16 protein-coding genes and 3 pseudogenes are annotated in these 21,374 nt (G+C 58.0%); 12 read left to right on the top strand and 7 right to left on the bottom strand.

Translation table 11 applies throughout. The annotated features are described in order from the left end of the window. Position 1: 1 nt before the first annotated feature. Genes ACIGDJ_RS16775 through phnC form a run of 5 tightly spaced genes read right to left on the bottom strand, consistent with a single transcriptional unit; the run spans position 2 to position 4,407 of the window. Entirely contained in the window at positions 2-871 is an 870-nt protein-coding gene (locus ACIGDJ_RS16775; RefSeq protein ID WP_010466239.1) for a LysR family transcriptional regulator, read from the bottom strand. Continuing rightward, positions 865-1,875, bottom strand: coding sequence for a phosphonate dehydrogenase PtxD (gene ptxD / locus ACIGDJ_RS16770; protein WP_003118429.1), 1,011 nt, complete (start codon positions 1,873-1,875; stop codon positions 865-867). Before ptxD ends, ACIGDJ_RS16775 begins: the two co-directional genes overlap by 7 nt. Positions 1,876-1,883: 8 nt before the next feature. Next, positions 1,884-2,711, bottom strand: coding sequence for a phosphonate ABC transporter, permease protein PhnE (gene phnE / locus ACIGDJ_RS16765; RefSeq protein WP_010466252.1), 828 nt, complete (start codon positions 2,709-2,711; stop codon positions 1,884-1,886). A gap of 8 nt (positions 2,712-2,719) precedes the next feature. Continuing rightward, on the bottom strand, positions 2,720-3,583 hold the full coding sequence (phnD, locus tag ACIGDJ_RS16760; protein WP_010466255.1) for a phosphate/phosphite/phosphonate ABC transporter substrate-binding protein: 864 nt from the start codon (positions 3,581-3,583) through the stop codon (positions 2,720-2,722). Then, a complete protein-coding gene (phnC, locus tag ACIGDJ_RS16755; RefSeq protein ID WP_003118432.1) occupies positions 3,580-4,407 on the bottom strand; it encodes a phosphonate ABC transporter ATP-binding protein in 828 nt (275 codons plus the stop codon). The genes phnD and phnC overlap by 4 nt, the downstream gene beginning before the upstream one ends. Positions 4,408-4,868: 461 nt before the next feature. On the opposite strand from phnC, the pseudogene ACIGDJ_RS16750 reads away from it, so the two are divergent. From ACIGDJ_RS16750 to ACIGDJ_RS16730, 5 genes and pseudogenes are all read left to right on the top strand, one after another. Continuing rightward, positions 4,869-5,381: pseudogene (locus tag ACIGDJ_RS16750) on the top strand (IS5-like element ISPre1 family transposase); the annotation flags it as partial. A 519-nt stretch (positions 5,382-5,900) separates the two neighbouring features. Next, positions 5,901-7,169 carry a group II intron reverse transcriptase/maturase gene (gene ltrA / locus ACIGDJ_RS16745; protein ID WP_010466266.1) on the top strand — a complete coding sequence of 423 codons (1,269 nt, stop codon included), beginning with the start codon at positions 5,901-5,903 and terminating at the stop codon, positions 7,167-7,169. Positions 7,170-7,228: 59 nt separating this feature from the next. Further along, a pseudogene (locus ACIGDJ_RS16740) lies at positions 7,229-7,699 on the top strand (IS5 family transposase); the annotation flags it as partial. Positions 7,700-7,887: 188 nt separating this feature from the next. Continuing rightward, the gene (locus ACIGDJ_RS16735; protein ID WP_051488632.1) at positions 7,888-8,259 is read left to right on the top strand and encodes a hypothetical protein; all 372 of its coding nucleotides are present in this window, start codon (positions 7,888-7,890) and stop codon (positions 8,257-8,259) included. Positions 8,260-8,503: 244 nt separating this feature from the next. Further along, positions 8,504-11,302: an SEC-C metal-binding domain-containing protein gene (locus tag ACIGDJ_RS16730; RefSeq protein ID WP_033987773.1), complete on the top strand. Its 2,799-nt coding sequence runs from the start codon at positions 8,504-8,506 to the stop codon at positions 11,300-11,302. Positions 11,303-11,385: 83 nt separating this feature from the next. On the opposite strand, the gene ACIGDJ_RS16725 is transcribed toward ACIGDJ_RS16730, so the two are convergent. After that, positions 11,386-12,042 carry a DUF6988 family protein gene (locus ACIGDJ_RS16725; protein WP_058410394.1) on the bottom strand — a complete coding sequence of 219 codons (657 nt, stop codon included), beginning with the start codon at positions 12,040-12,042 and terminating at the stop codon, positions 11,386-11,388. Positions 12,043-12,413: 371 nt separating this feature from the next. Here ACIGDJ_RS16725 and ACIGDJ_RS16720 point away from each other — a divergent pair. From ACIGDJ_RS16720 to ACIGDJ_RS16710, 3 genes and pseudogenes are all read left to right on the top strand, one after another. Next, a pseudogene (locus ACIGDJ_RS16720) lies at positions 12,414-13,247 on the top strand (PA0069 family radical SAM protein); the annotation flags it as partial. Between the two features lie 237 nt (positions 13,248-13,484). Then, positions 13,485-14,213, top strand: coding sequence for a carbonic anhydrase (locus ACIGDJ_RS16715; RefSeq protein ID WP_093096212.1), 729 nt, complete (start codon positions 13,485-13,487; stop codon positions 14,211-14,213). A 90-nt stretch (positions 14,214-14,303) separates the two neighbouring features. After that, positions 14,304-15,830, top strand: a complete 1,527-nt coding sequence (locus ACIGDJ_RS16710) for a SulP family inorganic anion transporter (protein ID WP_313000517.1) — start codon at positions 14,304-14,306, stop codon at positions 15,828-15,830. Positions 15,831-15,955: 125 nt separating this feature from the next. Here the strand turns inward: ACIGDJ_RS16710 and ACIGDJ_RS16705 are convergent, their stop codons facing one another. Beyond that, the gene (locus ACIGDJ_RS16705) at positions 15,956-16,606 is read right to left on the bottom strand and encodes a hypothetical protein (RefSeq protein WP_397479304.1); all 651 of its coding nucleotides are present in this window, start codon (positions 16,604-16,606) and stop codon (positions 15,956-15,958) included. A gap of 370 nt (positions 16,607-16,976) precedes the next feature. Between ACIGDJ_RS16705 and coxB the strand changes: the two genes are divergently transcribed. The 4 genes from coxB (at position 16,977) to ACIGDJ_RS16685 (ending at position 21,367) form a co-directional block, all read left to right on the top strand. Continuing rightward, positions 16,977-18,104, top strand: coding sequence for a cytochrome c oxidase subunit II (coxB, locus tag ACIGDJ_RS16700; protein ID WP_101159648.1), 1,128 nt, complete (start codon positions 16,977-16,979; stop codon positions 18,102-18,104). Between the two features lie 82 nt (positions 18,105-18,186). Next, complete coding sequence (gene ctaD, locus ACIGDJ_RS16695) at positions 18,187-19,773, top strand: cytochrome c oxidase subunit I (protein ID WP_039757110.1); 1,587 nt, start codon at positions 18,187-18,189, stop codon at positions 19,771-19,773. A gap of 129 nt (positions 19,774-19,902) precedes the next feature. Further along, complete coding sequence (locus tag ACIGDJ_RS16690; protein WP_016772328.1) at positions 19,903-20,454, top strand: cytochrome c oxidase assembly protein; 552 nt, start codon at positions 19,903-19,905, stop codon at positions 20,452-20,454. A gap of 25 nt (positions 20,455-20,479) precedes the next feature. Continuing rightward, a complete protein-coding gene (locus ACIGDJ_RS16685) occupies positions 20,480-21,367 on the top strand; it encodes a cytochrome c oxidase subunit 3 (RefSeq protein WP_397479305.1) in 888 nt (295 codons plus the stop codon). The last annotated feature ends 7 nt before the right edge of the window (positions 21,368-21,374 follow it).

The following is a 21,374-nucleotide window of genomic DNA, read 5'->3' as shown; positions in this document are numbered from 1 at the left end:
CTTATCCAGCTAGATCTGCCTCCTCCAATAAGTGCCGCACAAATCCCGGCGGGTGCAGATTTCCGGGAGGTTTGCGCCAGATCAGTTGGAGACGCTTTTCAAGCCCCGGGATGGGAAGAGCTACCAGCGCGCCACTGCGAACTTCGTCTTGTACTGCGGAAGCCATCACCAACGACACGCCGAGTCCCGCCCTCACTGCTTGTTTGACTGCCTCGGTGCTGCCTAGCTGCATACCGCTGCGAGGCACGCCCAGTTCGCCAAAGTATTCGGTCAGAAGCCGTCCGGTACCGCTACCCGGTTCACCTCCCAGCATCGGCAGGTCCACCAGACGATCACGTTCTATGCACCCTGCTTCAGCCAGCGCATGGTCGGGGCTGACGATAAGCACCAGCGGCTCGACCCGCCAGAGGCGGTGTTCGAAGTCGGGGTGAGGTAGCCACCATTCCATGATCGCGGCGTCGAGCTGGCCCGCCAGTAGCTGGTCGGCCACATCCGGGTTGGCGGCGATGCGCAGATCCACCTCGCCCCTCTCATTTGCGGTCGTCAGATAGTTGCGCACGAATGGCTGGAGAAGGTAGGTGCCGATGTTGGAGCTGGCCCCGACGCGCTCACGATTGCCATGCAGGGCTTCTAGCGCCCGGGCGTGCATGTCGAGCAAGGCGGTCGCATGCGGCATGAAGGCCAGCGCCCGTGTGGTAGGCTGGCAGCCGCTACGACTGCGCTGCACCAGCGTTACGCCGACCTGCTCTTCAAGCTTCTGCAAGTGCTGCGACACCGTCGGCTGGGCCAGCCCCAACGCCCTCGCCGCGCTCTGAAAACTGCCTGTTTGAACGATCGCTACCAGGCTCTTCAGCCAGACCGGATTCAACATGCGGCAGGCTCGGCCTTGGGCAGACGGTTCGCAGCGTTGATTGGGCGCGCACCTGCCAATACCTGGATGATGTTCTGCGCTGCACAACGTTCAATCTCCAGGCGCACCGCGCGCACTGCCGACCCTATGTGCGGAGTGAACAGCGTATTCGGATGCGCGAGCAGCGCAGGATCGATCAGCCGCGGCCGGTCCGCGCGAGCCCAGTCTTCCATTTCGAATACATCCGCCGCATACCCGCCGAGCTGGCCTCGCTCAAGCGCCGCGAGCACGGCGGCTTCATCCACTACCGAACCACGACAGGGGTTTACAAGCAGAGCGCCCGGCCGTACGAGGGCAAGCAGCTCGGCGTTGACCAGATGCTGGGTATCGGCATTCAAGGGAAGCGCCAGCAGGATGAAGTCCGAGCTGGCGAAGAGTTCGCTGCACGCCACCTGGCGCAGGCCGAGCCGTTGCTCGGTTTGTGTATCCAGAGCCTTCGCCTCGTGGTACTGCAGGGTCGCGCCCCATCCCTGCAAGCGATCAGCCATGGCCAGTCCGATGGCGCCCATGCCAAGGATGCCGACCGTAGCGTTATCCAGCCCCGTGCCGTAGAACTGTGGTTGCCAGCCCTGGAACTCGCCAGAGCGGACGAACGCATCTGCTGCCCGCAGATGCCGCCCCAGCCCCACCGCCAGTCCGATCGCCAGCTCGGCAGTCGGGACCGTCAACAGATCAGGCACGAAGGTCAGCCAGACCCCGCGGGCAGTACAGGCGTCCACATCGAAATTGTCGAAGCCCTTGAGCGCGCAGCCGACTACACGCAGCTCAGGGCAGGCTTGAAGAAAGTCTGCATCGACCCGATCGGGCATGAACGCCATCATCGCCTGAGCATCGCGGCAGCGGCGCAGAATTTCCTCGCGCGTCAGCGTGCTGTCGGTCTGGTTGGTCATCAGCTCGCAATGTGGCGCCAGCAGTTGCAGGATCTCATCGTGTACTCGGTGAGTTATAACGAGTTTCGGCAGCATGGTTTGTCCTATTTGAAACGTTTGCGCAGCACGCCACTGAAGGCGTCTACTAGCGTGACCATGGCCAGGATGACCAGCAGGATTGCTGCAACCTCCTGGTACTGCATGATGCGCAGCGAGCCCATGAGTTCGAAGCCGATACCGCCGGCGCCAACCATGCCCATCACGGTGGAGGCGCGAAAGTTGTATTCCCAGCGGTAGATCGCCACGTCGGCGAACTGCGGCGTCACCTGTGGCAAAACCGCGTGCAGCAGCACTTGCATCGGCGTAGCCCCCGCCGCCCGAGCGGCTTCCACCGGCGCTTCGTCGACGTGCTCGATGGCCTCGGCGAAGAACTTGCCGACCATGCCGACCGAATGCAGACCCAGGGCAAGCACGCCCGGCAAGGCGCCGAACCCTACGGCTGCAACGAAGATGATGCCCATGATCAGCTCCGGCACCGACCGCAGGGCATTGAGCAGCACCCGGGCAACACCGAACACAAGGGGGTGCGGCGCCGTATTGCGCGCTGCAACGAAGGCCACCACCAGCGAGAACACCACTGCGATGGCCGTACCGGCGATGCTCATCGCCAAGGTGTCGATCAAGGGGCGAATCCAGCTTCGATAGCCCGAAAAGTCTGGCGGCATGGCCTCGCCTGCCAGGGTCGCGATGGAGGGCAGCCCGTTCAGCAGCGTGGTGGCATCGAGCAGCCCCACGTACCAGCAGGCCAACAGCACCACTCCGAATACAATCGCCACCTGCCCCAGCTGGCGCCACCAACCGAGGCCGAAGCCTCGAAGGATGTGCTCGCGTTGCTCTGCAGGCAGCGCCTGCACGTCGTAATGAGTAGACATATCGGTGCTCACATCGTGGCGAAGTCGAGGCCGAGCAGCGATCCCATGTTGCGGATCACATCGTAGTCGGCGTCGGTGATTGGCGCGAAGGCCTCGGCCTTGAAGTTGCGCAGCACTTCGGGATCGTCGATACCGACGAATACATCCCGCACCTTGGTTTTCAGCTCGGGGCTCAGGTTCGAGCGCATCGCCCAGGGGTACTGGGGGTATTCGCCGCTGTAACCAAGTACTTTCACCTTGCTCGGATCGATTAGGCCACGTTCGGCTACGTGATTGAAAATTACCTCCGACAGCCCACCCGCATCGGCGTTGCCGTTCGCCACGTTGACGGCAACGGCGTCATGCGTGCCCACAAAATGTTGTTCGTAGTCCTGCCCACCCGTCAAATCGGCCGTCTCAAGAAGCACGGTTTTGGGAATCAAATGGCTGGACGTCGATGCCCGGTCACCATAGGCCATCTTCTTGCCCTTAAGGTCGGCATACTCATTCACGCCTGACGCCACATTGGCGATAATCACCGAGCGATAGGTCGGCTTGCCGTCGATGACCATGGCAGCGAAGGGCTCGATGTCGCTTTTGCTTTTGGCCATGACGTAGGACAGCGGACCGAAATACGCCAGGTCGATACGGCCAAAGCGCATCGCCTCAATCATCGAGGAATAGTCGGTGGTTACGATCAGCTGCACCTTCTTGTCCAGATGCTCTTCCAGATAATCCTTCAGCGGCTGGTTACGCTTGATCAGCTCGGAGGCGTTTTCGTCCGGCAGCAGGGCAACCTTTAGCACATCCGGATCGGCATCGGCCGCTAGGGCGGACAAACTTGAAACAGCGGACAGCAAGCAAGTCAATAAGAGCGCGGATAAGCGTTTCATCGGGACATCTCCAGTGAAGGTTCGAGCATGACAGGTGGTTCAGCCGGAGCATTCGCTGGCTGAGTCGTAGAGCGGCCTGCATAGATGCGCTCAAGCTGCGCATCGGTGAGTTCCGAGGGCGCGGCATCGAAAACGATCTGAGAATCGGCCAGCCCGACGACGCGATCGGCGAAGCGGCGGGCATATTCGAGTTGATGCAGCGAAACGATGGCGGTGATGCCGTCTTCCTTGCAGATGTCGCGCAGCAATCCGAGAACACGGACCGAAGTGGCCGGGTCGAGACTGGCTACCGGCTCATCGGCCAGAATGATCGCCGGCTGTTGCGCTAGCGCACGCGCGATGCCTACCCGCTGCTGCTGGCCACCGGACAGTTTGTCCACCCGGCTTAGCGCCTTGTCTGCCAGACCGACCCGAGCGAGGCAACTGAGCGCAATCTCCTGATCGGCACGCGGCAGAGGAAACAGCGAGCGGAGCGTGTTGTGAAAGGCCAGCCGACCGGTAAGCACATTAGCCAGTGCGCTTTGACGTTCGATTAGCTGGTGGTGCTGAAAGATCATGGCGGTACGCCGACGATGCTGACGCAAGGCCGAGCCGCTGCCGAGTTCACCGAGTTCGCTGGTGACACTGCCGCCAGTGGGCGTGACGAGTCGATTGAGACTACGGAGCAAGGTCGACTTGCCTGCGCCCGAGAGACCAAGCAGCACGGTGAACTCACCACGCCGAAATGCAATCGAGGTATCGCGTAGGGCTGTCACGCCGCCTGGATAGACGACGCTCAACCGGTCGACCCGCAGCACGGCGTCCTGTATCGGATGGGGCGTCATTTGATCACCTTTCGCAATATTGCTGGCCGCACAATTGCGGTTCGCGATGCAAAGGGTAGAAATTCCTTGTTAACGCACTGCTTCTAAAGGATGACATTTCGATGAATACTTCGAATCTGCCGTAGCGGGGCGGCAAGCGAAGCCGTGGAAGAACGGGCGCAACGTAGCGTCTTTCTTCACGCGGGATACAGGAGGCTTTGATTGATACTGCTGCGGATTCGCTACAGTAACGTTGGGCCAGAACGTAATGCCATCCAAGCAAGAGAGCGCACACTAGCGGACTATAGGAGACATTCTATTCTTGCCCGTCGATTGACCTAGGCCGTTATGTGGCTGGTCGAAACCTTCAGGTGCCGCCCAACTAGACGTCTGTTGTCGCGCCCAGCTTAATGCTAGGGAAACTCTGAAGAAGACTTCCAGATTTTGGCAAAATACCCGGATTCCACCCACCGAGTTTCCCGATGAAGCAGATGACCTTCGCCGACGCCGAGTACGCCGGTAAGCGCAAACAAACCCGCAAAGAGTTGTTCCTGATCGAGATGGATCGGGTGGTGCCGTGGAAGGGTTTGATTGCCTTGATCGAGCCGCATTATCCCAAGGGTGAAGGCGGTCGTCCGGCCTATCCGCTGATGGCGATGCTGCGCGTGCACCTGATGCAAAACTGGTTCGGTTACAGCGATCCAGCGATGGAAGAGGCGCTGTACGAGACCACCATCCTGCGCCAGTTCGCGGGGCTGAGCTTGGAGCGTATCCCCGATGAAACCACCATCCTCAACTTCCGTCGTTTGCTGGAGAAGCACGAACTAGCCGCCGGCATCTTGGCTGTCATCAATGGCTATCTGGGCGACCGAGGGCTGTCGCTGCGCCAAGGCACGATCGTCGATGCCACGCTGATCAATGCGCCGAGTTCGACCAAGAACAAGGACGGTAAGCGCGACCCGGAAATGCATCAGACCAAGAAGGGTAACCAGTACTGTGTGTCACGAACACAGGTCAGATGACCTGTGCTGCTGTGCCGAAGATGGAAGTAGGCCTTCCGAAGTCGGCTTGCAGGAGCGGACTTCAAACCACCCGGTGCTGCTGCATCCAAAAGGTGTGGTGGTGAGCGACCGAGGAAAAGTCATCCCTGAGGATGGCAGGTGAGTATGGAGAAGATGAGCGAAAGCAAACCGTCCGATGACGCATCGTTATGCCCAAGGTGCTGCCGAAACTGAGGTGGAGTACTGGCTTCAGGACAAGTCGGGGCGTTACCTGCTTACGGACCCGATGGCAGCCGGTGTATAGGCGGCATGATCTTCATACAGGCTTTGGTACGGAACGTGAGAACCTTGTTCCAGATGCGAAGGAAAATGACAAATGGCCAACACCATGAGGAAGAATACCGATGCTGGAACGAGGGGCGGAGCCTCCCGTAGTAGCGATGAAGCCTCTGTAATGGAGGTGGAGCGAAGGGGCGGCGTTATCCGGCCGACGAGCGTTGCCAACCTCCGGGGATGAGTGGCGTGAGCTCGGCGAAACCTTATGACATAGCGAAACGCACGGTATGGGACGCCTACCAGCAGGTCAGGGCCAACCGCGGTGCTGCCGGCATCGACGATGAAACCATCGCCGATTTCGAGCGGGATCTGTCTAAGAATCTCTACAAGCTGTGGAATCGGATGTCGTCGGGGTCGTACTTCCCGCCTCCGGTCAAGCAAGTAGAAATTCCCAAGGCATCGGGAGGCACGCGCAAGCTGGGAGTGCCCACGGTTGGTGATCGTGTCGCGCAAACCGTGGTCAAGCTTCTCATCGAGCCGGAGCTGGACTCGATCTTCCACTCGGACTCCTATGGGTACCGGCCGGGACGATCAGCGAAGCAGGCGGTGGCGATCACGCGTGAGCGCTGCTGGCGATACGACTGGGTGGTGGAGTTTGATATCAAGGCAGCCTTCGATCAGATCAATCATGGGTTGCTGATGAAGGCGGTGCGCCTGCACATCAAGGAGGACTGGATACTTCTGTACATCGAGCGGTGGCTGGTTGCGCCGTTCGAAACGGATCACGGTATGCGCGTCCGACGCGAACGCGGCACCCCGCAAGGTGGAGTGATCAGTCCCCTCCTGATGAATCTGTTCATGCACTATGCCTTCGACACCTGGATGCAACGTACCAGCCCCAACTGCCCGTTTGCCCGCTACGCCGATGATGCGGTGGTGCACTGCCGCAGTCGAAAGCAAGCGGAGTACGTGATGCGCTCCATTGCTTCACGGCTGGCTGCCTGTGGCTTGACGATGCACCCCGAGAAATCGAAGGTCGTGTACTGCAAGGACAGTAACCGTCGCGCAGGTTATCCGCATGTGAGCTTTACCTTCCTCGGCTTCACCTTTAGGCCGAGGAAGGCGCTCAGCAAACAAGACCAGCTCTTCACGAGCTTCCTTCCGGGAGCGAGTGCGGATGCCTTAAAGCGGATGCGGCAAGCGGTACGCAGGTGGCGACTCAATCGCCAAACCCACGTGACGCTGGTCGACGTGGCTCGGCTCTACAATCCAGTGATACAGGGGTGGTCGCAATACTATGGCTCGTTCTATCGGACAGCCATGCTTGGCATCTTCCAGCACATTGACCGCGCGCTTGAACGCTGGGCCCGACGAAAATACAAGGCTCTTCATAGGCGCAAGCGGCGCATTAGCCAATGGCTGGACAAGATGCGGACTGTGGTACCCCGGCTGTTTCATCACTGGCGAGTGACCGGGCAGCAAGGTTGGATAACGGGAGCCGTATGACGCGAGAGTGTCACGTACGGTTCTGCGAGCGGCTGCGGGGGCAGTTCCCGCGGCCGACTCACCACTTCGGCATGAAGGCGCACATCGGTGTCGATGATGAGTCGGGCTTGGTGCACAGCGTGGTGGGCACGGCGGCCAACGTGGCCGATGTCACCCAGGTCGATAAGCTGCTGCACGGCGATGAGAACATGGTCGGTGCCGACGCGGGTTACACCGGCGTCGAGAAACGCCCTGAACATGAAGGCCGGGGGGTCATCTGGCAGATCGCCGCCCGCCGTAGTACTTACAAGAAGCTTGATAAGCGCAGTGCTTTGTACAAAGCCAAGCGCAAGATTGAGAAGGCCAAGGCTCAGGTACGAGCCAAGGTCGAGCATCCGTTCCGGGTGATCAAGCGCCAGTTCGGTTATGTGAAGGTGCGCTTCCGTGGTCTGGCGAAGAACACGGCGCAACTGATGACGCTGTTCGCGCTGTCGAACCTGTGGATGGCGCGCCGACATTTACTGGCGAATGCAGGAGAGGTGCGCCTGTAATGTGGAAAATGGCTGCCGCGAGGTGCTCGCGGCGGCTAAAAACACAGAAATAAGCGGGTGATCTGAGCGTTTTTGATCGATTTGCCGCTTTTAAAATCGGCAGGGGCTGAAGTCAGCCAGAAATACACAACTACTTCAGACCATCCCTAGGTTCGTCGGATCCTGCCGATGCTATTTACGGGAGCCCAGTGTACGAGCGATTTTGCGAGGAGATTGATAACCTGCTATCGGGCGAAGCGGCAGACACCAATGCCTACGACTATTCGTGTGAAGATTTTGAGGTGACATCTTCGTCGTATGATGAAACCAAAGGCCTACTGGTACTGGAGGTTTCGTTTACTTACTCGGGTGAGCAGGATCAAGATCGTCCATACGCTGGTTGTGAATTTTATCTGGACGTTGAAGTTACGTTGGTGCGGCGCCCTGGTGAGTGGCTATTCGAAGAGGGCTGGGTAGCAGTAACCAAGATTGAGACAGATCAGGATCGCGACCGAGAGGCTGAGCTTGCTGACATGTACGCAGATTACTTGAAGGATAAAAAGCGAACTGATGGCATGTAAGTAAGAGCGCTGCGTGCGCAAAATGGCCGATAGTGGACTCTGGTGATAGCCGCTGTCGGCCAGGAGCAGACATCTGCGAGCTGCAACTCGGACAGTCAGTACCCGCGAATTACCGCGATCATTGAGCCGTGGCTGGGCAGACCGTGACTGGTCGGAAGCTAGGGGCTCGGGTACGCTGGCGACTCCATGAGTTGTAGTGTTAATTCGAATTTATTCTATTTAGCAATTACGAGAGATCAAAAAAATGCAGGGAGGCGATGAAAAAAGCACTCCAGATGTGCTAGATGTTACTCAACTGATACGCATCGAAGCGGTACACAGAGGATTCTTATATCAGCACCTGTATACCGTTGGTTGCTTGCTATTAGCGCAGGCGGCCGCCGTCGATGTGGTGATGGTTGAGCTTGATGAGGATATTGAGCTTGTTACCGATCAGGGACGAATCTATGTGCAGGTTAAGACCCGTTCAAAACCAATCATTCCCAGCGATATTTCAAGCGCCCTAGAGCGTTTTGAAAACCTGCGAAATGAGCATGCTGAGGGGATGCGCAAAGGCGAGGCTGCCTTTGTTATCGTCGCGAACCAAGCACCGAGCGTTCAGTTCCAGCAGACTATCAACGATAAAAAACTCCCCCCTGATGTTCTTTTCGTTTGGCCCCAATCTACTTCTGAACGCCACCCGGCACTTCCGCCCGCCTGGGAGTCGCTAACTGATGCAGCGGCATGGTGTATCGCCCAAGCGGAGAAGCTGAATTTTTCATTGTTGTCCCCGGATTCCCTGATATGGAAGCTAGCCGGACTGGCGCAGCTTGCAGCCACGGGTAGTGCCCCGAACAAACAGCATGCGTTTCACGCCAAAGACCTACCTGCGCTATTTGAGCAACTCATCGTTCAACTACAGGATTTCCCCGCACCTCCAGCGTTTTACAGGCCACAAAAACTGGAGCCATCTCTCGCATCCGACGAGCGTGTACGTATCATTTGCGGATTATCCGGTGCAGGCAAGACAGCGTGGGCAGCGCAGGCAGCTCTACACTGCTCTCAGCTGTGTGCCTACTATGACACCGGCGACCTTCCGGGCCCTGCTCTGGCGAGCACACTGGTTCGTGAGTTGGCAGCGAAATTTGCAACGCCGGATCGGGATGGTCTGCGAAAAATCCTGCTGCCGGGCGCCAGTGGTTACGAGGCACTCAGAACATTCGACACATTTCTGGATCAGCAAGGAGCCACCCTGCTGCTGATTTTAGATAATGCGCATCGTGTTCCTGTAGAAAATCTGCGCGATACACTGAATGCAACCAAATGCATTCGTTTCGTCCTGCTGTGCCAGCCCCATGACAACGTCCGCGAGCTGGAAGCTGTTACTGGACTGCAGCGTGAGGCACTTTTGGGGTGGGATATTGATACGGTGGCCGCAGCAGTAGACGATCTCGGTGGCTATGCCACCGCTCAAGGCTACGAGCAACTGCGGACTTATACCGGTGGACTGCCGCTGTATGTTCAGAGCGCTGCAAAAATAGCGGTCACAGAATACGGAGGCAATGTCGATGTGCTGTGCGCTGAACTTCAGCAGCAGGAAAACAGTGTCGAGACTGCGCAGGAAGTCATCCTTACCCGTATTTATCAGGGGTTTGATAAGTTAACTCAGGATTCGCTGGCATTGTTCAGCCTGACTGATGTGGGGTTGAGTCGCGAAGAAGTTTGTGAGCTTCTGGTCAAGTCACTAAATGTATCCACAGGTGGCGCTGCCTCAATTCTTAAGAAAATGCGGGCCACCGGCACCGTTGAGATTTTTGGGAACCAGATGCTGAAGGTACATGACGCCGTCAGAGCACTGGGGCTGCAGCACTTGGAGCTTATGGATCCGGCGGTGGCAAATAACGCACTTATGGCATTGAAAGAGCTGCTGGTCGTGAGCCTTCACAAAACTCGCGACACATCAAGATTCGCGTTGTTGACCCAGGTTTATATCAAACTCAACGATGTCATGACACTCATCGCACTTTCAGGCGAGGAGCTATTTTATGAGATGGGTATTAACGTCGACATACTGGCAAGTCTAGAACGAGCAACGAATTCAGATACACTGGAACCTGTTCATAAATTCTGGGCGTTGGATGGACTAGTTTTCTCTGAGCTTCGAGAAGGCCGTCCTGATAAAATCGTCCAGCGACTTGAGGCCATGGAAGCTCTTCTTATTGAGTATAAGTTTGATTTTCGTGAACAAATTGCATATGCAATGAAACGGATATTATTCTCAGCAGAAAATGGTAACGCATACGAGGTTAAGCGGCTTGTAGAGCAGGCCATCACGAAGTTGCCCGATGCTGAGCATGAACGCATATTTGACTATAACCATGCCATAGCTCTATGGAAGTTAAAGAGATATAAGGAGGCAGAAGCGCTGTGCTGGAAGGTCACTGATGGATATTACGACCTGTTCGGTATTCGTCCGGCAGATGTGATGGGTAAAAATGCGGATGTGCTATGGAAAATTATAAAACGCCCAGAAAATGTTCATGAACATCTCAAACATCTCGCCGACGCACTAGAGTTGTACGCAATAATCCTTCAAGCGCGTGGAAAACCAACGCCATTCATCCGTATTCATTCGATGAAGTTCTACAACATGGCCGGTGCGCCAGAGTCTATGGTGCGGGTCGGCCAGGATTTGGCGGATGAATTTGTCGCCAGGAAAGACTATGAAGGCGCCAGAGAAGTCATGGAGCAGCACGTTTTGCCGATTGTAAATACGGCTGGACTGGTGAACAGGCTGGTTCAGGTACGAAGCCAATATGCGGTGATACTGGCACTATGCGGGCGGCACGATGACGCAGATGCTGAAATGACACGTTTGGGTCCTTATTTTGACGGGTTGACTGGCGAGCAACGTCAGGAAGTTGAAAATCAATCAAATTACATTGCCCAACTCGCCTATGAGGCGTTGAAACCTACTATCGGGCAGATGTTCGGTGCGGTAGGAAGAAATGATCGATGCCCCTGTGGCTCTGGCCTGAAATATAAAAAATGTCATGGGGCTTGACGGCCTAAGACTGAACAGGGCGCGAGCCTCTTCAACATCGCAGAAATGTCTGCTCTTGGCCGAAAACTGACCACTCCAAACGGTCAATGAGCCGGTTCGGCCGTACGCTTGTATGGTGGGTTATTAGCAGGGAAGCAGTCTTGGAACTCCTTGTAGATGCCTGCCATCATCCCTGTCTCCGGCGGTACACCACTAAGGATCAAAAGCAGATTGCCTGCGATTCCGAGCAGACCATTCGAGTGCTGGATCTCTGCTAAAACCAGCTCTGGCGGAAACCCCCTTCCGTGACGATTAACTGCATGGATGCCTCCATGCACGTAGGAACTCAAAGGTCTCCAAGAGTAATGCTTAAACTCCTTTAGGTGTGCTACCGGAGCGTGCGGAGCTTTCACCTCAATCTCTTCCAACATTTGGCTGAGCATAGGGATTTTGCTTGCCTGCTTTGCCGTCTCATGTGTGAGCTCAGCAAGCATTAAATCCGCCTGACCATCCTTGGCTACATAAAGCACCCACAGTGCGCGAACTAGTGATTCGTACTGTACTCGCAGCAATGCTGCAGCAGAGGTGTACAGCCCTGCTGCCACCAGATGCTTCAGGCCCCGGGCGTGCTCAAATCCTAGACTAGCTAGAGCTTGGGTTGCCTGCAGGCGACTGGAGGCATTGACCAAGGGCAGGGCGAAAAAGCCGACAAGCCTGTCCTCAAGCATGGCCGACCGTGCCAGTAATTCATCGAAGTGCATACAGATGCCCAAGTCAGAGCAGAGTCATGTAGCCAAGGATTCTATCGACACCGGGCAATGACCGCATCTGGCCGATTCCGGCCTGCTACTACCTGGAACTCCCAGCCAAAAGTGGCATCGTGTGTCTCAAAAGCTGGGACGATTCACTACCTGCAGCCATAAACCTATGACGTAGTGGCAGGTTCGGCTCTGGTCGAGGCTTGTTAAGGAGCCGACATCTGCTGTTAGCTGGGCAGCCAATGCCGATGAGCCCGTTGGCCCTAGGTCACGCCGCGGATGCGATTCATTTCTGTTAGACCCGGTATTTCTACCTCTCCCTGGTGATACCCTCACACATCGGTGTCTAGGGGTTGACTTAATGGATAAGGACAGGCTGCATTTATTGCTACGCACGCCCCAGTCACGCCTATTGGGACATGTCGCCGGGCCTCGACTTCGAAACCCGGCTGATTGCCAAGACCAACGCCGCCCTGGTTCTTGAAGAACAGCTGAGCAAACCAGGCTATCAATGCGCGCCGATCAATCTGGGCTCCAACACCGACCCGTATCAGCCGATCGAGCGGGAGTACAAAATTACCCGCCAGACCCTGGAAGTGCTGCTGCGCTATCGACACCCGGTAACCATCGTCACCAAAGGCTCGCTGATTCTGCGCGATCTCGATTTGCTCACCGAACTGGCGCAGCAACGGCTGGTGTCGGTGATGATCAGCCTGACCACCCTGGACGACGAACTGAAACGCATCCTCGAACCGCGCGCCGCTGCGCCCAAGGCGCGCCTGCGCGCAATCCGGGTGATGCGCGAAGCAGGCATTGCGGTCGGCGTGCTGTGTTCGCCGATGATTCCGATGATCAATGACAACGAGATCGAAAGCCTGCTCACCGAAGCCCACGCCGCCGGTGCGCAAAGCGCCGCATACATGATGCTGCGCCTGCCGCTGGAAGTCGCGCCGCTGTTCGAGGAGTGGTTGCAGGCGCACTATCCGCAACGCGCCGCGCATGTGCTGAGCCTGATTCGTCAGAGTCGCGGCGGCGAACTCTACGACAGCCGTTTCGGTGCGCGTATGCGCGGTGAAGGACCGTTTGCCGAACTGCTCGCACAAAGATTCGCCAAGACCATCAAAAAGCTTGGTCTGAACAAACGCGAGGGCTATAACCTCGACTGCACGGCCTTCTGTCCGCCGGGTCGCCAGATGTCGTTGATTTAGCGACAATTGGCTTTGGGTTGACGGGTTGGACTCCTTCCGCCGAAACACGCCAGTCACGTTTTTTGTGACCTGGAACACACGTTCTAGAGCGTTTCATTCAGTTTCAATTAAGTTTCGGCGGCTACCTTGTTCATCGAGTGACTGACGGGTCGGGATGACCCGGATGGTTTAAACAGCCACTGGCTTCATACCGGAATACCGGGGAAGACTCCCTGAATCCGCACAAGAGGATGAATCATGAGTGACAAGGATAAACAGTCGTTGGCTGCCTCGGCGCAAAGCCCTGAAGCGGAATCCGCCGATGCAGCACTGCGACAGATCGTTGATGGCTTTTTACGTTTTCATCATGACGTTTTTCCACAGCAGGAAGAACTGTTCAAGAAGCTCGCCACCGCCCAGGCGCCCAAGGCGATGTTCATCACCTGCGCCGACTCGCGCATCGTTCCCGAGCTGATCACCCAGAGCTCGCCAGGCGATCTGTTCGTCACTCGTAACGTCGGCAACGTGGTTCCGCCGTACGGCCAGATGAACGGCGGCGTTTCCACCGCTATCGAGTACGCGGTACTGGCGCTGGGCGTGCAGCACATCATCATTTGCGGCCACTCCGATTGCGGCGCCATGCGGGCGGTACTCAACCCCGACAGCCTGGAAAAAATGCCGACGGTCAAAGCCTGGCTGCGCCACGCCGAAGTCGCGAAAACCATGGTGCACGACAACTGTAACTGCACCGACGAAAAAGAAAGCATGCCGATCCTCACCGAGGAAAACGTCATCGCCCAATTGCAGCACTTGCGTACCCATCCTTCGGTAGCCTCGCGCATGGCGAACGGTCATCTGTTCATCCATGGCTGGGTCTACAACATCGAAACCAGCGAAATCAAAGCTTACGACGCGGACCAGGGTCGTTTCCTGCCTCTCGACGGCAGCCATCCGATTCCTGTGGCGACGCCCAAAGCGCGCTTCTAAATCTTCCCAACAATCTGTGTGGTATGACGCCGGCCGCTGATTCAGCGGCCCGGCCTCGCCACGCCTGAAGAAAACTTCGGGAGAATCGCCATGCGTGCGGCTCAATTGAAAGCTGTGTTGCCACGGGAGCTGCTCGCTTCCGTGGTTGTGTTTCTGGTCGCCCTGCCGCTGTGCATGGGCATCGCGATTGCGTCAGGGCTGCCGCCGGCCAAGGGTCTGATCACCGGGATCATCGGCGGTCTGGTGGTCGGTTGGCTGGCGGGTTCGCCGTTGCAGGTCAGCGGGCCGGCGGCGGGGCTTGCGGTGTTGGTGTTCGAACTGGTGCGCCAGCACGGCATCGAGATGCTCGGGCCGATTCTGCTGCTCGCCGGATTTCTGCAACTGGTCGCCGGGCGCCTGAAGCTTGGCTGCTGGTTCCGCGTCACGGCGCCAGCGGTGGTCTACGGCATGCTCGCGGGCATCGGCGTGTTGATTGTGCTTTCGCAAATCCATGTGATGCTCGATGCCAAGCCGCAACCCTCCGGGCTCGACAACCTCACGGCATTTCCGTCGGCCGTGGCGCAAGCCTTGCCGTCGTTCGGCTGGCAGGCGGGTCTGCTCGGGTTGTCGACAATTGCGGTGATGTGGCTGTGGGAAAAATTCCGTCCACATTCGCTGCGTTTCGTTCCCGGTGCGTTGCTGGGTGTCGGTCTGGCAACAGCCGCGAGTCTGCTGCTGGCATTGCAGGTCAAGCGTGTTGAAGTGCCGGCGAATCTGGCCGAAGCGATCGATTGGCTCAAGCCTGCCGACCTGATGAGCCTGGCCGACCCGACGCTGCTGATTGCCGCGTTCGCCGTAGCGTTCATTGCCAGTGCCGAAACCCTGTTGTCGGCGGCAGCGGTGGATCGCATGCACAGCGGTGTGCGTTCGGACTTCGACCGTGAACTGTCGGCGCAAGGTGTCGGCAACATGCTCTGCGGCCTGGTCGGCGCGCTGCCGATGACCGGGGTGATCGTGCGCAGTTCGGCCAACGTTCAGGCTGGTGCGACCACACGCTACTCGACGATTTTCCATGGCCTGTGGCTGCTGGCGTTCGTGCTGTTGCTATCGAGCGTGCTGCAAAGCATCCCGGTGGCGAGCCTGGCGGGCGTGCTGGTGTATACCGGTTTCAAACTGGTCGACCTCAAAGCCTTTCGTGGCCTGGGTCGATACGGGCGGATGCCGATGTTCACCTACGCTGCCACAGCGCTGGCAATCATCTTCACTGATCTGTTAACCGGCGTGCTGATCGGTTTCGGCCTGACCATGTTGAAGCTGGCACTCAAGGCTTCGCGCCTGAAAATCAGCCTGATCGACCTGCCGCAGGACGGCGAGATGGAATTGCGTCTGGTCGGCGCGGCGACGTTCCTCAAAGTACCGGCGCTGACCCAGGTGCTGGGCAGCATTCCTCACGGCACGACGGTGCATGTGCCGCTCAACAACCTGAGCTACATCGACCACTCGTGTCTGGAACTGCTGGAAGAATGGGGCCGGGCGAATGCGGCGAAGGGTTCGAAGCTGTTGATCGAGTCGCGCGGATTGAAGCGCAGGCTGGAAGGCCGGGTGCGAACCAATACCGGGATTGGTGCGGCGGGTTGAATCTGCGGGTTGAACTCGCCCCCCTGTAGGAGCTGCCGCAGGCTGCGAACTTTTGATCTTGATTTTGAAAAACAACATCAAAAGATCGCAGCCTGCGGCAGCTCCTACATTGAACTGTGTATGACTCAGGCAGCAGGCTGATCCAGCTCAAGTCCCACACCCAACCGGCGGCTCATGCACGGCCAGCGTTTCCACGCCGCGCCGGTGTCCGGGCTGCTGAGTTTGTCACGGTAGGCTTCCACCGACTCCAGGGCAAAGCTCTCGTCGTTGAGCATCTCGTCGATCGCGTGATGCACCGCTTCGTCCAGTTGGTTGGCGAATGCCTCACCGATCAATTGATGAGCAATCAAATTGGCGACCGTCATGTCCAGAGGGATCAGTGGCTGGCCGAAATGCTTGATGTACAGGTCGTTGACCTCTTCGACAAAACGGTGCGCCAGATAGGCTTCGTCGAGCAGGCTGTCCAGGCCGACATGCCCGGCCATGATGGCCGGCGGCTGGAGGAAATACTGCTCGGCGATTTTCAGCACCGGTTTGATCTGCGATTCGATTCCCGCTTCCTTGGCGACTTCATTGGCTGCGTCCAGCAGATCGGGTACTTCATCGATGTAGGCGGCGACAAAACGCGTCAGCACGCCGTTGGCGTCGGTTTCCGGCAACTGGATCGCCGGGTGCAGGTGAGGCAGCTTGCTTTCCAGCTGACGGGTCAGCAGGCCGGTGTCTTTTTCGTGTTGTTGGGCTTTTTGGATCTGCTCGCGCAATGCGGCGGTGTTCATGAAAACTCCAGGAAACAAGGCAATGAAATAGGGAAGACATAACTTAGCTGGCTTACGAAAAACGCTAAGACGCATTTGTCATAATTATTTCATCCTTGATGCAGCTGCGTTATATCCATTTGCCACCACTCGTCTGCATCCTTCTCCATTCGGGCACTTGAATGCAAGCGGCGGTTGTTTCAGCTCATTGACGTGCGCGGGTTGCAATTCCCGGACGCTGTCTATACTCGCCAATGAATGGAGTTAGCTGATGACGCCCGACTGCACCCGCAGCAAGGCCCGGCGATTCAAGTTCGTAGTCTGATGCAGCCGCTCCCTTGCCGCAGGCGATACGCCGGCGGGATAACAAGAACGATAAGGGGAACCCGCAATGATGCGACATCCACATGTCTGGATGGGCCTCCTGTTGTGGTCGATATTCAGCCAGGCCAACGCGGCCTGGACAGTGAATATGGCGCCTGGAGCGACTGAAATCAGTCACGCAGTATTCGACCTGCACATGACCATTTTCTGGATTTGTGTGGTGATCGGGGTCATCGTCTTCGGCGCCATGTTCTGGTCGATGATGGTACACCGCCGCTCCACCGGCCAGGTCGCGGCGAAATTCCATGAAAGCACCGGCGTCGAGATCATGTGGACTGTCGTGCCGCTGCTGATTCTGGTGGCCATGGCCGTTCCCGCCACCGCGACGCTGATCAAGATGTACGACACCAGCGAGCCGGACATCGATATCCAGGTCACCGGTTATCAGTGGAAGTGGCACTACAAATATCTGGGCCAGGATGTCGAATTCTTCAGCAATCTGGCCACCCCCGCCGAGCAGATCCACAACAAGCAAGCCAAGGGCGAGCATTACTTGCTCGAAGTCGACAAGCCGCTGGTGCTGCCGGTCGGCGCCAAGGTGCGCTTCCTCGTCACCTCCGCCGACGTTATTCACTCATGGTGGGTGCCGGCGTTTGCGGTCAAGCGCGATGCGATTCCCGGGTTCGTCAACGAAGCCTGGACCCGTATCGACAAGCCCGGGCTGTACCGCGGCCAATGCGCCGAATTGTGCGGCAAGGACCACGGCTTCATGCCGATCGTGGTCGAGGTCAAGGAGCAGGCCGACTACGAAAAATGGCTCGCCGAGCGCAAGGCCGAGGCCGCGCAGCTTAAAGAGCTGACCAGCAAGGAATGGACCCTCGACGAGCTCAAGGAGCGCGGCGACAAGGTTTACCACACCACTTGCGTGGCCTGTCACCAGGCCGAAGGCCAGGGCCTGCCGCCGATGTTCCCGGCGCTCAAAGGCTCGAAAATCGCTACCGGGCCGATCAAGGATCACCTGGGCATCGTCTTCCACGGCAAACCCGGCACCGCCATGGCGGCGTTCGGCAAGCAGCTGTCGGAAGTCGACATCGCGGCGGTCGTGACTTACGAACGTAACGCCTGGGGCAACAACAAGGGCGACATGGTCACGCCTAAAGAAGTGCTGGAGCTGAAACAGGCGGAAAGCCAATGAGCCGGTCAATTGCGTACTCCGTGAACCGGTCGGGGCCGCACGCCCCGGCCTGCCCCGTCCACTTTCGTGAAGGAGACCGGCCATGAGCGCTGTCATCGATGACCACGGTCATGCCGACCACGCCCACGGCCCCGCCAAAGGCCTGATGCGCTGGGTGCTGACCACCAACCACAAAGACATCGGCACGCTGTACTTGTGGTTCGCGTTCTGCATGTTCCTGCTCGGCGGCTCGTTCGCCATGGTCATTCGTGCCGAGCTGTTCCAGCCCGGCCTGCAGATCGTCCAGCCGGAATTCTTCAACCAGATGACCACCATGCATGGCCTGGTGATGGTCTTCGGTGCGGTGATGCCAGCATTCGTCGGCCTCGCCAACTGGATGATCCCGCTGATGATCGGCGCGCCGGACATGGCCCTGCCGCGGATGAACAACTTCAGTTTCTGGCTGTTGCCGGCGGCTTTTCTGCTGCTGGTATCGACGCTGTTCACCCCGGGCGGCGGGCCGAATTTCGGCTGGACCTTCTACGCGCCGCTATCGACGACCTACGCACCGGAAAGCGTGACGTTCTTCATCTTCGCCATTCACTTGATGGGCATCAGCTCGATCATGGGCGCGATCAACGTGGTCGCGACCATCCTTAACCTGCGCGCCCCCGGCATGACCCTGATGAAAATGCCGCTGTTCGTCTGGACCTGGCTGATCACCGCATTTCTGCTGATTGCAGTGATGCCGGTGCTGGCCGGGTGCGTGACGATGATGCTGATGGACATTCACTTCGGCACCAGTTTCTTCAGCGCTGCCGGCGGTGGTGACCCGGTGCTGTTTCAGCATGTGTTCTGGTTCTTCGGCCACCCCGAGGTGTACATCATGATCCTGCCGGCGTTCGGCGCGGTCAGCCAGATCATCCCGACCTTCGCGCGCAAGCCGCTGTTCGGCTACACCTCGATGGTTTACGCCACGGCGAGCATCGCGTTTCTGTCGTTTATCGTCTGGGCGCACCATATGTTTGTGGTCGGCATCCCGCTGGTGGGCGAATTGTTCTTCATGTACGCGACCATGCTGATCGCCGTGCCGACCGGGGTGAAAGTCTTCAACTGGGCCAGCACCATGTGGCAGGGCTCGATGACCTTCGAGACACCGATGCTGTTTGCCGTGGCGTTCGTGATCCTGTTTTCCATCGGTGGCTTCTCCGGGCTGATGCTGGCGATTGCCCCGGCGGACTTCCAGTATCAGGACACCTACTTCGTGGTCGCGCACTTCCACTATGTGCTGGTGCCCGGGGCGATCTTCGGCATCTTCGCCTCGGCGTACTACTGGCTGCCGAAATGGACCGGGCACATGTACGACGAAACCCTCGGCAAACTGCATTTCTGGCTTTCATTCGTCGGCATGAACCTGACCTTCTTCCCGATGCACTTCGTGGGTCTTGCGGGCATGCCGCGACGCATTCCGGACTACAACCTGCAATTCGCCGATTTCAACATGGTCTCGTCGATCGGCGCGTTCATGTTTGGCGCCACGCAGATCTTCTTCCTCTTCATCGTCATCAAGACCATCCGTGGCGGCGCGCCGGCCCCGGCGAAACCGTGGGATGGCGCCGAAGGCCTGGAGTGGAGCGTGCCGTCACCGGCGCCGTATCACACCTTTACCACGCCGCCGGAAGTGAAATGAAACGCCTGGCTTCTGTGGGACGGGGCTTGCTCCCGAATGCCATTTTTCATTCAACAGTTGAGTTGACTGATCCGACGCATTCGCGAACAAGCCCCCTCCCACAGGGGTTCTCGATTGAGGATTGGAACCATGGCTGACTCGATCTCGCTGAAGAAACTGGTCACGCGCCTGCTGTTGGTGGTGGTGGCGATGTTCGTCTTCGGCTTCGCCCTGGTGCCGATCTATGACGTGATGTGCAAGGCCTTCGGCATCAACGGCAAGACCGGCGGCCAGTACGCGGGAGAGCAAGTGGTCGACACCTCGCGCCAGGTGCGCGTGCAGTTTCTCTCGACCAACACCGCCGACATGCCGTGGGACTTTTATCCCAAGCATGACGAACTGACCGCCAATCCCGGCGCGGTCAACGAGATGGTGTTCATCGCGCGCAACCCCACCGACAAACCGATGAGCGCGCAAGCGGTACCGAGCATCGCGCCGAGCAACGCGGCGGCGTTTTTCCACAAGACCGAATGCTTTTGTTTTACCCAGCAGGTGCTGCAACCCGGTGAACAGATCGAGATGCCCGTGCGTTTCATCGTTGACCGCGACATGCCCAAGGAAGTGAAGCACCTGACGCTGTCCTACACGCTGTTCGATATCACCGCCCGACATCCACCGGTGGCTGTTAATACCGGCGGTTGAGCGTGGCCGATAAGGAGAACAATAAATGGCAACTCATGAGCACTATTACGTCCCGGTCCAGAGCAAATGGCCGATCATCGCCACGCTCGGGATGTTCGTCACCGTGTACGGCCTCGCCACCTGGTTCAACGATCTGAAGGCGGCACGCCCGGATTCCCACGGCCCGCTGATCTTTTTCGTCGGTGGCCTGCTGCTCGCGTACATGCTGTTCGGCTGGTTCGGTGCGGTGATCAAGGAAAGTCGCGCGGGGCTTTACAGCCCGCAGCTGGACCGCTCGTTCCGCTGGGGCATGAGCTGGTTCATCTTTTCCGAAGTGATGTTCTTTGTCGCCTTCTTCGGCGCGCTGTTTTATATCCGCACGGTTTCCGCGCCGGGTCTGGCGGGCGAAGGCAGCAAGGGCGTGTCGCAAATGCTCTGGCCGAATTTCGAGTACGTCTGGCCACTGCTGAACAACCCGGACCCGAAACTGTTCCCGCCGCCCAAAGACGTTATCAGCCCGTGGGGCCTGCCGCTGATCAACACCATTCTGCTGGTCAGCTCCAGCGTGACCATCACCATCGCCCACCACGCCTTGAAGAAGGGCCATCGCGGCGCACTGAAATTGTGGCTGGCGATCACCGTACTGCTGGGCATCGCGTTTTTGGGTTTCCAGGCCGAGGAATACATCCACGCCTACAAAGAGCTGGGGCTGACCCTCGGCTCGGGCATCTACGGCGCGACGTTCTTTATGCTCACCGGGTTCCACGGCGCCCACGTGACCATCGGCACGATCATCCTGTTCGTGATGCTGATGCGGATCATGAAGGGCCACTTCGACAACGAGCACCAGTTCGGCTTCGAAGCAGCGAGCTGGTATTGGCACTTCGTCGACGTGGTGTGGATCGGCCTGTTCTTCTTCGTCTATGTGCTCTGAACGCCGA

Origin of the sequence: Pseudomonas sp. NPDC079367, from assembly GCF_044542195.1 — a bacterium.
Lineage (GTDB): Bacteria > Pseudomonadota > Gammaproteobacteria > Pseudomonadales > Pseudomonadaceae > Aquipseudomonas.
Note: the sequence above shows the minus strand (reverse complement) of the source record. Positions and strands in the feature narration are given on the sequence as shown.

Coding starts and splice junctions, on each gene's coding strand:
- ACIGDJ_RS16705 (WP_397479304.1), bottom strand. CDS start 16,606: ATGAACACCGCCGCATTGCGCGAGCAGATCCAAAAAGCCCAACAACAC.
- ACIGDJ_RS16715 (WP_093096212.1), top strand. CDS start 13,485: ATGAGTGACAAGGATAAACAGTCGTTGGCTGCCTCGGCGCAAAGCCCT.
- ACIGDJ_RS16725 (WP_058410394.1), bottom strand. CDS start 12,042: ATGCACTTCGATGAATTACTGGCACGGTCGGCCATGCTTGAGGACAGG.
- ctaD (WP_039757110.1), top strand. CDS start 18,187: ATGAGCGCTGTCATCGATGACCACGGTCATGCCGACCACGCCCACGGC.
- ACIGDJ_RS16690 (WP_016772328.1), top strand. CDS start 19,903: ATGGCTGACTCGATCTCGCTGAAGAAACTGGTCACGCGCCTGCTGTTG.
- ACIGDJ_RS16730 (WP_033987773.1), top strand. CDS start 8,504: ATGCAGGGAGGCGATGAAAAAAGCACTCCAGATGTGCTAGATGTTACT.
- phnC (WP_003118432.1), bottom strand. CDS start 4,407: ATGACGCCCCATCCGATACAGGACGCCGTGCTGCGGGTCGACCGGTTG.
- coxB (WP_101159648.1), top strand. CDS start 16,977: ATGATGCGACATCCACATGTCTGGATGGGCCTCCTGTTGTGGTCGATA.
- phnE (WP_010466252.1), bottom strand. CDS start 2,711: ATGTCTACTCATTACGACGTGCAGGCGCTGCCTGCAGAGCAACGCGAG.
- phnD (WP_010466255.1), bottom strand. CDS start 3,583: ATGAAACGCTTATCCGCGCTCTTATTGACTTGCTTGCTGTCCGCTGTT.
- ptxD (WP_003118429.1), bottom strand. CDS start 1,875: ATGCTGCCGAAACTCGTTATAACTCACCGAGTACACGATGAGATCCTG.
- ACIGDJ_RS16710 (WP_313000517.1), top strand. CDS start 14,304: ATGCGTGCGGCTCAATTGAAAGCTGTGTTGCCACGGGAGCTGCTCGCT.
- ACIGDJ_RS16685 (WP_397479305.1), top strand. CDS start 20,480: ATGGCAACTCATGAGCACTATTACGTCCCGGTCCAGAGCAAATGGCCG.
- ACIGDJ_RS16775 (WP_010466239.1), bottom strand. CDS start 871: ATGTTGAATCCGGTCTGGCTGAAGAGCCTGGTAGCGATCGTTCAAACA.
- ltrA (WP_010466266.1), top strand. CDS start 5,901: ATGAGTGGCGTGAGCTCGGCGAAACCTTATGACATAGCGAAACGCACG.